7 protein-coding genes are annotated in these 12,976 nt (G+C 66.2%); all 7 read right to left on the minus strand.

All coding sequences use genetic code 11. From position 1 onward, the window contains the following. Positions 1-3,087: an autotransporter serine protease gene (locus tag CAG33_RS17390; RefSeq protein WP_085583131.1), complete on the minus strand. Its 3,087-nt coding sequence runs from the start codon at positions 3,085-3,087 to the stop codon at positions 1-3. A 139-nt stretch (positions 3,088-3,226) separates the two neighbouring features. Beyond that, on the minus strand, positions 3,227-6,178 hold the full coding sequence (locus CAG33_RS17395) for an autotransporter serine protease (protein WP_085639653.1): 2,952 nt from the start codon (positions 6,176-6,178) through the stop codon (positions 3,227-3,229). Positions 6,179-6,251: 73 nt separating this feature from the next. Then, complete coding sequence (locus CAG33_RS17400; RefSeq protein WP_256576742.1) at positions 6,252-7,610, minus strand: TolC family outer membrane protein; 1,359 nt, start codon at positions 7,608-7,610, stop codon at positions 6,252-6,254. 14 nt (positions 7,611-7,624) lie between these two features. Beyond that, a complete protein-coding gene (locus tag CAG33_RS17405; protein ID WP_085583137.1) occupies positions 7,625-8,974 on the minus strand; it encodes an HlyD family type I secretion periplasmic adaptor subunit in 1,350 nt (449 codons plus the stop codon). Next, positions 8,971-10,746, minus strand: coding sequence for a type I secretion system permease/ATPase (locus CAG33_RS17410; protein ID WP_085639659.1), 1,776 nt, complete (start codon positions 10,744-10,746; stop codon positions 8,971-8,973). The genes CAG33_RS17405 and CAG33_RS17410 overlap by 4 nt, the downstream gene beginning before the upstream one ends. 204 nt (positions 10,747-10,950) lie before the next feature. Then, positions 10,951-11,379 carry an AprI/Inh family metalloprotease inhibitor gene (locus CAG33_RS17415; protein ID WP_170930051.1) on the minus strand — a complete coding sequence of 143 codons (429 nt, stop codon included), beginning with the start codon at positions 11,377-11,379 and terminating at the stop codon, positions 10,951-10,953. Positions 11,380-11,472: 93 nt separating this feature from the next. After that, on the minus strand, positions 11,473-12,936 hold the full coding sequence (locus tag CAG33_RS17420; protein WP_085583143.1) for a serralysin family metalloprotease: 1,464 nt from the start codon (positions 12,934-12,936) through the stop codon (positions 11,473-11,475). Positions 12,937-12,976: the final 40 nt, after the last annotated feature.

Raw genomic sequence — 12,976 nt, forward strand, 5'->3', positions numbered from 1 at the left:
TCAGAATGCCCAGTCGAGGGTCAGGCCCACGCCGTGGTCCTTTTCCCGCTCGCCGATCAGTCCGTTGTAATCCAGGCTCACACGGGCGGCGCTGCCCACCGCCAGCCCGGCGCGCACGCCGACCACGGCGGCATCGCGGTCCATCGACACGCTCTGCACGGTGAACGCGCTGTTGCCGTTGGCGAAGGCCAGGTGCTCCTTCGAGTCCACGCCGCTCAGGTTGTGCTGCCAGCCCAGGCTCGCGCCCAGTTCCAGTTGCTGCTTGTCGGTCAGGGCAAACGTGCGCTTGGCCCGTACGCCGAGGGTCGAGAGCACCGCGTCGCGGTTGTCTTCGCCGCCCTTGAGCGCCGCCGCGTCACCCTTCTCGGTGAAGCTGTCGCTGTTCAGGTGCACGTAGGCCAGGTTGACGAACGGCTCCAGGTTCATCGGTTTCAGGCCCAGGTCGTAGGCCGCTTCGGTGAACAGCTGTGCGGTGGTGGCGTCGCGCTTGACCTTCTGCTTGCCGCTGACGTCGCCGAACGCCAGGTCACGCTTGACGTCGATGCGGTGCCAGCCGTACGCGCCGCCCACGGTCAGGCGCCACGCGTCCATCTGATGCCCCAGGTAGGCGCCCAGGTGGTAGCTGTCGACCTTGGCCGACGAGTGCGTGCCCTCGCCCATGCTCAGCGAGCTGTCGCTGTAACCGGTCACGAAGCCCAGACGGGTATTTTCAGCGACCAGACCGTCGACACCCAGCAGCAGCCCGCCGATGGAGCTGGTGGAGTCGGCGTAGTCATGCCCGCCGTCACTCTTGCCCCAGGCGCCGAGCACTTTGAACCAGGCGTTGCTGCGGTCGTCGGTGGGGGCGCCGGCGTCGAACATGTCACGTTCGCGCAGACGTTCGCCCACGGCATCGCGCAGGTGGCGGCTGTCGTTGATCAGCAGCGTGCCGATGGCCGGGTGGATCTCGCCGGTCAGTTGCTGGAAGGCCTGTTGCGCGTCCGCCGGGGTGGCCGACAGCAGCAGGGTTTCGTACAGGGCGTTGCCCGCACCGAGGGCTTCGGCGGCGGCGCCGACGGCACGCTGGTTCGGGGTCGCGCCGACGCTGGCGAACGATGCGCCGTTGCGCGCGACGGTCAGCCCGATCCCGCCGGTCGAGTAGTCGAGGATGCCGCCGAGGAACGCATAGTTCGGCAACACCTGACCGAAGCGCCCTTCGATGCCGCCGGCCGCCTGCAGGATGTCGTAGCGGGTGCCGAGCAGGGATTTGACCTGGGCGCTGGTCAGCAGGGTCGGGCTGTTCTCCAGGGACAGGCTGACCGTGGCACCGTCGATGATCGCCTTGCCGCTGGCGACGATCTGGTCGCTGCTGGTGGGCGAGACCTCCACCGCGTAGGTCGAGCCCGGCTCGAAGGTCACGTCACCGGCCACGTTCAGGGTGCCGATGGAGTTGCCCGGCGCCACGGTGCCGCCGCGTTTCACGCTCAGGGCACCGATCCGGCCGTTGCCGCCCAGGATGCCGCTGTCGTTGACGGTGACCGCCGAGGTCAGCGAGCCATTGATCGCGAGACGCCCCTGGTTCACCAGGGTGGGGCCTGCGTAGGTGTTGGCGCCGGCCAGCACCAAGGTGCCGAGGCCTTGCTTGGTCAGGCCGCCGTGGCCGGAAATGTCGTTGCGCCACACATCGAGCCCACAGGTGATGTCGGTGCACAGCCGCTGGGTCGGTTTGCCGGCGTCCAGCACCGCGCCGATGCCCGGCAGGTCAGCGACGAACTGGCCGTTGCCGTAGGCGCCGTCGACGCGGAACTCCGCCGGGATGTCCTGGGCGGTGACGAACATCGCCGGGCCGTCGATGGCCTTGCGCAGGTTGATCATGCCCCAGCCGTACAGGGCGTCGATGCCCGGTGCGCCCAGGTCGGTCGCGGTGGTGCGCAGCACGCTGGCGACTTCGGCGCCGGTCATGTACGGGAAGCGCTCCATCAGCACCGCCACGGAGCCGGCGGCATGGGGCGCGGCCATCGACGTGCCGTTGTAGTTGGCGTAGCCGGTGGTCAGGTTGTCGGCGTTGGTGCCTTCGATGATCGAGCTGTAGATCCGGGTGCCGGGGGCCGACACGCAGAAGCTCGCGGTGTAGCCGCAGCGCGAGGAAAAGGTGCTGAGGGTGTACGGAATCGGGCTGCCCTGATCCGGGTTCTTCTGCAAGGCCGCGACGGTCATCCAGTTGGGCGCGATGTCCGGCACGAAGTAACCGAGGCCGGCGATGGCGTCGGGGTTGTTCAGGTTGTAGTCGTTGCCGGCGGCGAAGATCGTCACGATCCCGCTGCGCGCCGCCGCGATGGCGCCGTCGTAGGCGCCGCCGGGCTTGGTGCCCATCAGCTGGCGGATCTCGTTGAACTGCAGTTGCGCGTCGTTGACGGTGAAGTGCGGATACGCCGGGTCGCGGCCGCCGAGGTCGAAACGGTCGGTGATGCCGATCCCCCAGCTGTTGTTGATGATCCGCGCACCGCTGGCGATCAGGGCATCCCAGCCGGCCTTGTACACGGCGCCGTCGTTGCCGCGCACGATCCCGTCTTCCGGGCCCGGGTCGCCGTTGTCGGCACTGATGATCTGCGCGCCGAACGCCACGCCGTGCATCACCCCACCGTCGCGGCTGCCGGCGGCGATGCCGCCGACGTGGGTGCCGTGGGCGCCGAGCTTGCCGTTGGAGCCCACCGAAGGCGAGCCGTCATAGACAAACGCATCGCCTGCCTTGACCGGAATGTAGGGGTCGGTGTATTCGCGGATGCCGCGGGTCACCAGGGTGACGACCTTGTTCGCGCCGGAGAACTCCGGGTGCGCGGCGTACACCGGCTGGTCGAAGATCCCCAGTTTCACGCCTTTGCCGGAGTACCCGGCGGCGTAGGCATAGTCCGCGCCGATGGCGCCCAGGCCCCAGTCGGCCTGGAACTCGGCGCTGCGCCAGCTGGCCGGGTCCCCGGCCCGGCCGTTCTCCACGTAGGGCGCCGCCTGGGCGTTGCCCCAGGTGGCGAGCGCGCAGAGCAGCGCGCCGTTGAGGGTTTTCAGGCGAAAGCGTCCACCCGATTGCGCGGGGGTGTTGTTGTTTTTCATCCAGCGACCTTCCTTAGTGATGTTGCACAAAATCCTTTTTCCTCAACGCATCGAGGAACACCCTGTGGCGAGGGATCTGGCGCCCGCCCGACGGCATGGCCGCCGTCAAAGAGGCGCGGCTGCAGCCCCCTCCCCACCTTCAAAACTGCCAGTTCAGGCTCAGGCCCACCCCATGGCTCTTCTCGCGGCTGGCCAACTGGCCGGCGTAATCCAGGTTCACCCGCACATCGCGACTCAGCGCCAGGCTGGCCTGCACGCCCACCACGGCGGCGTCGCGCACCAGCGGCGAACTCTCGACCGTGTACGGCGCAGTGCCGCTGGCGAAACGCAGGTGCCGTTCCGACTCGATGTCGCTGAGGCTGTGCTGCCAGCCGAGCTTGCCGCTGACGTCCAGGGCCTGGCCGGCCGGCAGGGCGAACGTCTTGCCCGCCCGCACGCCGAGGGTGCCGAGCACCGCGTCGCGGCGGTCATCGCCGCCCTTGAGCGCGGCGGCGTCGCCCTTCTCTTTGAACCCGTCGCTGTCCAGATGCACCCAGGCCAGGTGGGCGAACGGTTCCAGCGCCAACGGCTGCACGTCCAGCCGGTACGCCGCTTCGCCGAACACCTGTGTGGTGGCGGCATCGACCTTGGCCTTTTGCTTGGCGCTGAGGTCGCCGTACTGCAGATCGCGCTTCACGTCGGCGCGGTGCCAGCTGTAGGCGGCCCCCGCGCTCAGGCGCCAGGCCTCGATCTCGCGGCCGGCGTAGACGCCCAAGTGATAGCTGTCGACCTTGGCCGACGCGTGCGTGCCGGAGCCCATGCTCAACGAGCTGTCACTGTAGCCGGTGACCAGGCCGATGCGGGTCTGCTCGTCCAAGGCCCCGTCGACGCCCGCCAGCAGGCCGCCGAGCGAGGTGCTGTAGCCGGCGGTGTCGTGCGTCGAGTCCGTGGTGCCCCAGGCGCCCAGGGCCTTGACCCAGCCGTTGCCTTGCGCAGCCTGCGGGTCGCGCAGCCGCTCGCCGACGGCATCGCGCAACTGACGGCTGTCGTTGATCAGCATCGAGCCCAGGGCCGCATGGATTTCCCCGCTCAGTTGCTGGAACGCCTGCTGCGCCGAAGCCGCCGTCGCCGACAGCAACAGGCTTTCGTAGACGGCGTTGCCCGCTCCCAGCGCTTCTGCGGCACCGGCCACGGCACGCTGGTTGGGGGTTTGCCCGACACTGGCGAAGGACGTCGCGTTGCGCTGCACATCGAGCTGAATGCCGTTGCCGGCGTAGCTCAGGTTGCCGCCGATGAACAGGTAATCCGGCACCACCGCCGCGAACTGCCCCCGAATGCCGCCCGCCGCTTGCAGGATGTCGTAGGAACGGCCCAGCAGGCTTTTCGCCTCGACGGTGCTGAGCAGCGTCGGACTGTTCTCCAGCGACAGGCTGACGGTGGCGCCGCTCACCGAGGCTGTGCCGCCGGCGACGATGCGGTCGCTGGCGGTCGGCGACAGTTCCACCGCATAGGTCGAGCCGGGGGCGAAGGTCACGTCGCCGGCCACGTTCAGGGTGCCGATGGAATTGCCCGGCGCCACCCGCCCGCCGCGGTTGGCGGTCAGTGCGCCGACCCGTCCGGAGCCGCCGAGGCTGCCGCCGTCGTTGACGGTGACCGCCGAGGTCAACGAACCGTTGACCGTCAGCAGGCCGCCGTTGACCGTGGTCGCGCCGCGATAGCTGTTGTTGCCGCTGAGCACCAGTTGCCCTGCGCCGCTTTTGGTCAGGCTGCCTTCATACACCCGGCCTGCCGCGGCGGCATCGCGAAGGCTGCCGACCGCGTAGTCGGTCTGGTCCTGCTGGCTGCTGCCCGCCGGCAGGCCGCTCTGCCAGCCGCGGCTCTGCAGGGTCTGCTGCCAGGCGGCGCGTTCGGCGAGGTCTTCGTTCTGACGCTGGATCAGCGCCTTGTCGGAGAGGTCGTTGCTCCACACGTCCCGCTGCCCTGGCGAAAGATTCGCGTCGAAGGCCCCGAGCAACTGGCCCGGCCCGCGCATCGCCCGGGCGAGGTCCGCCACGCCCCAGCCGACCTGGGTGGTCGGCGCCTCGGTGACCGAGCCGTCCAGTTGCGTGGCGGTGGTCAGCAGCACCTCCAGCGCCTGGCGGTTGGTCATGTACGGGTAGCGCTCCATCACCAGCGCCAGCGCCCCCGTGGCATGGGGGGCGGCCATCGAGGTGCCGGACTTGACCGCATAGCCGCCGTCAGGAATGGTGCTGTCGATCTTCGCCCCTGGCGTGGTGATGCACCAGTACTTGGCGATGCCGCACTGGTTGTACTTTTGCTGGTTGCCTTGGTCCAGCCCCGAGACCGCCAGCCAGTGGCCTTCCAGGTCCGGCTGGAAGTACGGCAGCGCCGAACGCACGCTGGCGTTCGGGTAACCGCTGTTGCCGGCGCTGAACACGTTGATCACGCCGCGCCGCGACACGTCGGCGGCGGCATCGAGCCAAGTGCCTTTGTTCCAGTGCTGGGCGTAGGCCGCGTGCAGGTCGGCCAGGGTGCGGTAGCTGACGTCCGGCGGCTGGCTGCCCCAACTGTTGTTGATCGCCCGCACGCCGGCATCGGCCAGGGCGTCGTACACCGCCTTGAAGTAGCGCGGGTCGGGATTGGGACCGAACAGGAAGCTGTCGTTCTTGTTGGTGTTGCCGACGTAGATCTGCGCGTTGTACGCCACCCCGTGCATGCCGTTGCCGTCCCGGGCCGCGCCCATGGTGCCGACCACGTGGGTGCCGTGAGAGTCGTTGTTGGGGTTGAGCGTGCCGTTGACGCTGAACGGCGAGCCGTCCAGGTAGCTGCCGTTGGCCAGCACCGGGCGGTAACGGTCCGTGGAGAACTCGGGATGGGGCGCATCGAAACCCGAATCCAGGGCGCCGATCTTCACGCCTTTGCCGGTGATGCCGGCGGCATACGCCTGGTCGGCCTGCATGCGGCCCAGGCCCCAGTCGCGCAGGAACTCGGCGCTGCGCCAACTGGCCGGATCGCCGGCCTTGCCGGTTTCGAGGTACTGCGCCTGGGCCTGCGCCACGGAAATCGCGAGCAACAGGGTGCCGACCGCTGCCGGCTTGAAGTGTACGTCCATGTTCACCACTCGTTTTTCTATTGTTGTTTTAGTGCTGCAATCCCTTCACCTACCCCTATGGTGAAGGCCGCCATCAATTCATCCGGCCTTTGGGACCTTGTCCGAAGGCTTCGTCCACCCGGGCCAGGTCCTGCTCGCTCAAGGTGCCTGCGTAGTAGTGCAGCTTGGTCCAGGCCATCAGGTAGTCGTAGCGTGCCTGCGCCAGGTCGCGGCGGGTGGTAAACAGTTGTTGTTCGGCGTTCAGCGCGTCCAGGTTGGTGCGTTCGCCGCCGAGGATGCTCTGCTTGGTCGACACCACCAGCGCTTCGGCCGACGTCAGCGCCTTCTGATAGGCGCGCAGCTTGCTCACGCCGGACAGGCAGGCGCTGAACTGGCGGCGCAGCTCGATCAGGGTCTCGCGGGTCTTGCCGTCCAGTTCGTATTCGGCCCGCTCCATGTTGCGGCTGGCCTGACGGGTCGAGGCCGAGACCCCGCCGCCGGCGTACAGCGGCACGCTCACTTCAAAACCGATGGTGTTGGTCTCGTAGCGCTGGTTGTAGGTGTTGCCGCTTTCCGATTCGTTCTGGCGCATCGACGCGTAGGCGCTGACCTTGGGCAGGTGCCCGGCGCGGTTGCGCTCCACTTCGTAGCGTGCGACTTCCACGGCCTGGCGCTGTGAGGCCAGGTTCGGGTTGTTGCTGATCGCCAGCTCGTGCCAGGTGTCGTAGTTGGCCGGTTGCAGGGTGAACGTCTGGAAGTTCTGGTCCAGCGGCGCCAGGTCGCCGATGTCGATGGCCGGCACGCCGGTCAGGGCGCCGAGCTCCCGCAGCGCCGCGTCCTGTTCGTCGCGCGCCTCGATCTCTTCGGCGGTGGCCAGCTCGTAGCGCGATTCAGCTTCCAGGATGTCGGTGCGGGTGCCCTCGCCTGACTTGAACAGATGCTCGTTCTGCTGGAACTGCTGCTCGTAGGCCTTTTTCTTGGCCTGCGCGATGTCGATCTGATCCTGGGCGAACAGGGCCTTGGTGTAGTTGTCCAGCACCCGCACCAACAGCTCCTGGCTCTTGCCGCGAAAGTTTTCGTCGGCGAACAGCGACTGCGCCACGCCCTTGCGGTAGGCGGCGTAGGCCTCGTAGTCAAGCAGCGGCTGTTGCAGGGTCAGGCTGGAGCCGTAGCTGTTGTACTTGCGGTCTTCGGTGATGTTGCCGCGACTGTTGAGCTGAGTGGCCTTGGAGTCGTTGTGGCCCTTGTTGTAGGTGTAGCCGAGCTTGGGCAACAGCCCCGCGCGGCCGATGGCGCGGTTCTCAAGGCCGGCGTCGCGCTCCTTGATCGCGCCGAGGAACACCGGGTCGTTGCGCAACGCTTGTTCGTAGATCTCGAACGGCCCCACGGCCGCCACCGCACTGTTGCCTGCGAGCAGCGCGAACGCTGCCGCCAGCATGGAAAGCTTATTCATACAGCCGAACATCCTTATTCTTCGGTCAACGCGGAGCCGGCCCGATCGAGCAGCGGTTTGAACAGGTAGTTGAGGAGTGAACGCTCGCCGGTGCGCACGAACATTTCCGCCGGCATGCCGGGCTTGATCACCAGACCGTTGAGTTTCTCCATGGCCTGGTCGCTGACGCTGCTGCGAATCACGTAATAGGGCGCGCCGGTCTTCTCGTCGACCATCTGGTCGGCGGAAATCAGGCTGACCTCGCCCGGCACCCGTGGGGTCTTGCTCTGGTTGAACGCGGTGAACAGGATGTCCACCGGCAAGTGGGTGCCGACCTTGTCGATCAGGTTGATCGGCAGGTGGCCTTCCACTTCCAGGCTGGTGCCTTGCGGAACGATCTCAAGCAAGGTCTCGCCCTGGCGCACCACGGCGCCTTCGGTGTGCACGCCGAGGTTGACCGCCACGCCGTCGGAGGTGGCCAGGATCTCGCTGTGCTGCAAATCGAAGCCGGCGGAGGTCAACTGCTCGGACAGGGTGACGCTCTTGAGCTGGGCGTCGGCCAGTTGGCTGCGCACTTCTTTCTGGTATTCCTCGCCGTGCTGCTGCAGTTTCAGGCGCGATTCGAGGATGCCCTGCTCCACCCGCCCGCTTTCGCCGGTGTTCTCCGCCAGTTGCTGCTGCACTTGCGACAGCTGACGCTGGTATTCGAGTACGCGGTTGCGCGGGATGTAGCCGTTGTCCGCCAGCGGTTGCAGGTTGCTCAACTGCTGTTGGAGCGAATCGGCCTGGGCGTTGAGGTCCGTGCGGGCGCGGCGCATGCCGGCCAGTTGCGCACTGGCGCCTTCGATGCTGGCGCGCAGCGCGGCCTGCTCGCGGGAATACGCCTCGCGGCGGCTGCTGAACAGCTGACGCTGGCCTTCGAGCACCAGCGCCAGGCGCGGATCCGGATCGTTGCTCAGTTCGGCCGGGAACGTCACCTGCTTGAGGTTGTCGCGCTCGGCCTGCCAGCGCGCCAGGCTGGCCCACGCCATGCGGTACTGGGCCTGGAGCGACTGCACGTCGGCGGCGACCTGGGTCTGGTCGAGGCGGAACAGCGGCTGGCCCTGCTTCACACTTTGGCCTTCACGCACCAGGATGCGGCTGACCACCCCGGCGCTCATCGACTGCACGGCCTTGCGCTTGCCCGACACCACCACAGTGCCCTGCACGGGAATGCCTTGGTCCAGCGGCGCCAGGGCCGCCCAGGTGAAGAAACTGCCGGCGCCGGCCAGCGCGAGGATCCAGCCCATCCGGGCGAAGAACTTCGCGTCGCGCTCCGGACGTTCGCGGGTGTAGTCGTTTTCCAGCGACGCTTCGTTGGTTGTGTTCATGCTTGCACTGCTCATACACCCGAATTCCTTGTCGTCGGCTGATACTGCCGGCTCATGCTGAGCCCGGCCGGTGCCTGCGCAGTCTTCTCACGTGGTTGTTCCTGATTGCCGGACAGCGCCCGCAGCACGTCCTGGCTCGGGCCGAACGCCTGCAGGCGCCCGTCGTTGAGCACCAGCAGCTTGTCGGCCTGGGCCAGCACCGAAGAACGGTGGGTGACCAGGATCACGCTGGTGCCCTGGGCCTTGAGCTGGGCGATGGCGCTGGCCAGCGCGGCCTCGCCGACGGTGTCGAGGTTGGAGTTCGGCTCGTCCAGCACCACCAGGCTCGGGGTGCCGTACATGGCGCGGGCCAGGGCCACGCGCTGCTTCTGGCCGCCGGACAGGCCGCTGCCGTCCTCGCCCAGCGGGGTGTCGTAGCCTTTGGGCAGGCGCAGGATCATCTCGTGCACGCCGGCCTGCTGGGCGGCGGCCACGACCTTCTGCGGATCGGCATCGCTGAAGCGGGCGATGTTTTCGGCCACGGTGCCGCTGAACAGCTCGATGTCCTGGGGCAGGTAGCCGATGTACGGACCGAGCTGATCGCGGTTCCAGCGGTGGATGTCGGCGCCGTCCAGGCGCACGGTGCCGCCCAGGGCCGGCCAGACGCCGACCAGCACCCGCGCCAGGGTCGATTTGCCGGAGCCCGAAGCCCCCAGCACGCCCAGCACTTCACCGGCCGCGAGGCTGAAGTTGACCATGTGCAAGGTAGGCATCCGCTGGCCCGGCGGGCCGGCGCTGACCTGTTCGAAACTGATCTGGCCCTTGGGCGCCGGCAGCGCCATGTTGTCGTCGCTGGGCGGGAACGCCTGCAGCAGCGAGTCCAGGCGACGGTACGCCAGCTTCGCCCCGCTCCACTGTTTCCACACGGCGATCAACTGATCGATCGGGCTCAGCACCCGGCCCATCAGGATCGATCCGGCGATCATCATCCCGGCGGTCATGTCGCCCTTGATCACCAGCAAGGCGCCCAGCCCCAGCACCAGCGATTGCAGGCACAGGCGCAGGGTCTTGCTCAGGGACGAGATGACCGCGCCGGTGTCGCTGGCCTGGTTCTGCAGGCCGAGGAACCGCGAATGCACCTGGAACCAGCGCTTGCGCAGCGCGCCGAGCATGCCCATGGCCTGGATGGTTTCGGCGTTGTGCAGATGGCTGGTGGCCAGTTGGCTGGACTTCTGCGAAAACCCGGAGGCCTCGCCCAACGGCTTCTTGGTCATGTATTCATTCAGGCACGCCAGGGCGATCAGCAGCACCGCACCGGCGGTGGCGAGCACGCCCAGCCAGACATTGAACAGGTAGATCACAAACAGATAGACCGGGAACCACGGCGCATCGAAGAACGCGAACAGCGCCGGCCCCGTGACGAATTGGCGGATATGGGTCAGGTCGTTCAGCGACTGACCGGCGTTGCCTTCGCCCTTGAACAGGTTGCGCTCGAACGCGGCCTGGTAGACCCGCAGGTTGAAGCGGCGCTCCAGCTGGCTGCCGATGCGGATCACGATGAAGCTGCGCACCACCTCCAGCAGGCCGATGAAGGCGAAGAAACCGACCACCATCAGCGACAGCATCGCCAGGGTGGTTTCGTTTTGCGAAGACAGCACCCGGTCGTAGACCTGCAGCATATATATGGAGGGCACCAGCATCAGCACGTTGATCAGTGCGGTAAAGCAACCGACGCTGATCAGAATGCCCTTGTAGTCACCCAGTGCCTTGAATAACGGTGCGGTGACTGGGGCCTTCGCCATCTTCATTGATAATTCCCGAATGATATTCCCCGCCATTCTTTGGCGAGTCTTTATTAAACAACCCGTGCATGGCCCGGGAGATACTCTGCAAGTGTCCGCTTACACTTCAATAACAACTTTCGCGATGTTTAACCGGCGTTGTCGCTATCAAGGCAATGCTTATAACTGCATCGAGGTCATTTATATTCAAACTGTTCGTTCGGACGGCCGTCACGGTTGCGCTGCGGCGCGCACCAGCGTGATCACCAGGCCCGACTTCAAAGTGCTCAGATAAAGCCCATCACGTTGTCGGCTGAAGAACTGGATTCTTGAGCCTTCCTTGCCGGTGATCGACAGGCCGTCGGGGTCGGGAAACCAGCCGATGGCGCTGTCCTGCAGCCAGGCGCTCAGGCAGTCGGCGCCTTTGCCCAGGGTTTGGTCCGGCTCAAGCTCGATGACGCAGGTGTTCGACGGCTTGTCTTGCAGGGCCTGGGCATCCGGCGCGTCGCTGCGGTCGCTCAAGGTCGCCTGCCACGGGCCGGCGAACGTCGAAGGTTCTTCGAGTCTGAGGCTGCTTGCCATGGGTGTCTCTCCAGAAATCATCATCAGCGTCGGCAACAGCCAAGCCACTGCCTTGCGGGAAATTGCGCTACGGGTCATGGGACATTTCGCTCCGGCGTGTAGCCTTGCCCACAGGGCGAGGCGATGCAAGTGAAGAAAGCGGCGCACCGTGCGCCGCTTTCCCGTTTCACATCACGCTGCGATGTCGGTGACAGCCGCGACGCCGACGGTGCTGACCAGGAAGTCCGCTACGCCGTGCCCGGAGAAGTCCACTTGCAGGGTGCTGTTGCCGCCCGAGGTAGTCAGGATCGCGTCACCCGCCGCACCGGTGAAGGCGCTGACGAAGTGCAGGCCGGCGCCTTTGGTGATGCCGGTCAGGTCGATCTTGTCCAGGCCCGAGGTGAAGTCCAGGATCTGGTCGGCCGCGCCCGGCTTGGAGTCGGTGCTGGCGCCGAACACGAAGATGTCCGCACCTGCCCCGCCCCACAGCTTGTCGGCGCCGCCGGCTCCGTAGAGGATGTCGTTGCCGGCACCGCCCTTGAGCTCGTTGGACACACTGTTGCCGATCAGCAGGTCGTTGCCCGAACCGCCGATGGCGTTCTCGATGGTGACGCCCTTGGCGATGGACACGTTGCCCACCAGGCCGCCCACGTCGGAGAACGACGCTTCATTGAGGTTGATCTTCTGGTTCTGGGTGAAGCCCGAGAAGTCGAAGGTGTCCTTGCCGCCTGCGTCCCACACCGAGAACACCAGCTTGTCGGCCGACGACGTAGCGCTGAGGAAATCGCGCCCGGCGTTGGAGTTGAAGCCGTAGGTGGTGTCGCCGGTACGGGTAGTCATGTTGGCGCCGTACAGCTTCTGGATCGCGGCGATGTCATCCATCAGCGGACCGGACGAATAGGCTTCCACCCCACCCTTGCTGAAGTTCTGGCTGGTGTTGCTTTCGCTCCAGTAGCTCATGACGCTGTAGCCACGGGTGTCTTGACCGTAGTGGGCGTCATTGTAGGTCGGGTTGCCGTTGCCGGCGTTGTAGTCGCCGGGGTGGGCCAGGCCCAGGGTGTGACCGATCTCGTGGGTCAGGGTCTGACGGCCGTAGTTGTTCAGGTCCGGGTTCTTGTTCTGCTGGTAGCCGCTGTTGATCAAGTACCACGAAGTGCCGTCGTAGCCGGCGCCGGTGCCCGGCAGATAGGCGAACGCCGCCGCGCCGTCCTGGCCGCCGCTGTAGTTGCCGAAGGTCATGTGGCCATCACCGCCCGAGGCTTTCTCGGTGAAGGTGACGTTGGCCACGTCGGCCCAGGATTGCATGGCGAGCACGGCCTGGGCTTTCTGTTGGGCGCTGAACTGACTGAACCCGCTGATCCCGTGCTTGTACATCGTGCTGGACGATGCCGAGGTCAGGAACGTGTAGGTGAGTTCGATCTTGCCGCTGCCGTCCAAGTCTTTGTAGGCAGCCCCGTCGCGCAGGATGTAATCGGCGGCCTGGTCGACGGAATAGGAGGGTTTGCCATTGACCGTGAGGTTGCCGCCACGATCGTACTGATGGCTGAAGCTATTGATCTGGTTCCAGGCGGTGCTGGACGCCGCCAGGGGGTTTGCCGCCGACAGCTGGAATGCCTGTTCGGCCGTATCAATAGCGTTAGCTTTTACTTTCGACATAAACACACTTCCTTGTTTAGCAATGGAACAGTTTTTGTCA

Origin of the sequence: Pseudomonas sp. B3(2017) (genome assembly GCF_002113595.1) — a bacterium.
GTDB lineage: Bacteria > Pseudomonadota > Gammaproteobacteria > Pseudomonadales > Pseudomonadaceae > Aquipseudomonas > Aquipseudomonas ekonensis.

Excerpts from the sequence above, each read along its gene's own strand:
- CAG33_RS17390 (WP_085583131.1), bottom strand. The coding sequence starts at position 3,087 with ATGAAAAACAACAACACCCCCGCGCAATCGGGTGGACGCTTTCGCCTG.
- CAG33_RS17415 (WP_170930051.1), bottom strand. The coding sequence starts at position 11,379 with ATGACCCGTAGCGCAATTTCCCGCAAGGCAGTGGCTTGGCTGTTGCCG.
- CAG33_RS17395 (WP_085639653.1), bottom strand. The coding sequence starts at position 6,178 with ATGGACGTACACTTCAAGCCGGCAGCGGTCGGCACCCTGTTGCTCGCG.
- CAG33_RS17400 (WP_256576742.1), bottom strand. The coding sequence starts at position 7,610 with ATGAATAAGCTTTCCATGCTGGCGGCAGCGTTCGCGCTGCTCGCAGGC.
- CAG33_RS17410 (WP_085639659.1), bottom strand. The coding sequence starts at position 10,746 with ATGAAGATGGCGAAGGCCCCAGTCACCGCACCGTTATTCAAGGCACTG.
- CAG33_RS17420 (WP_085583143.1), bottom strand. The coding sequence starts at position 12,936 with ATGTCGAAAGTAAAAGCTAACGCTATTGATACGGCCGAACAGGCATTC.
- CAG33_RS17405 (WP_085583137.1), bottom strand. The coding sequence starts at position 8,974 with ATGAGCAGTGCAAGCATGAACACAACCAACGAAGCGTCGCTGGAAAAC.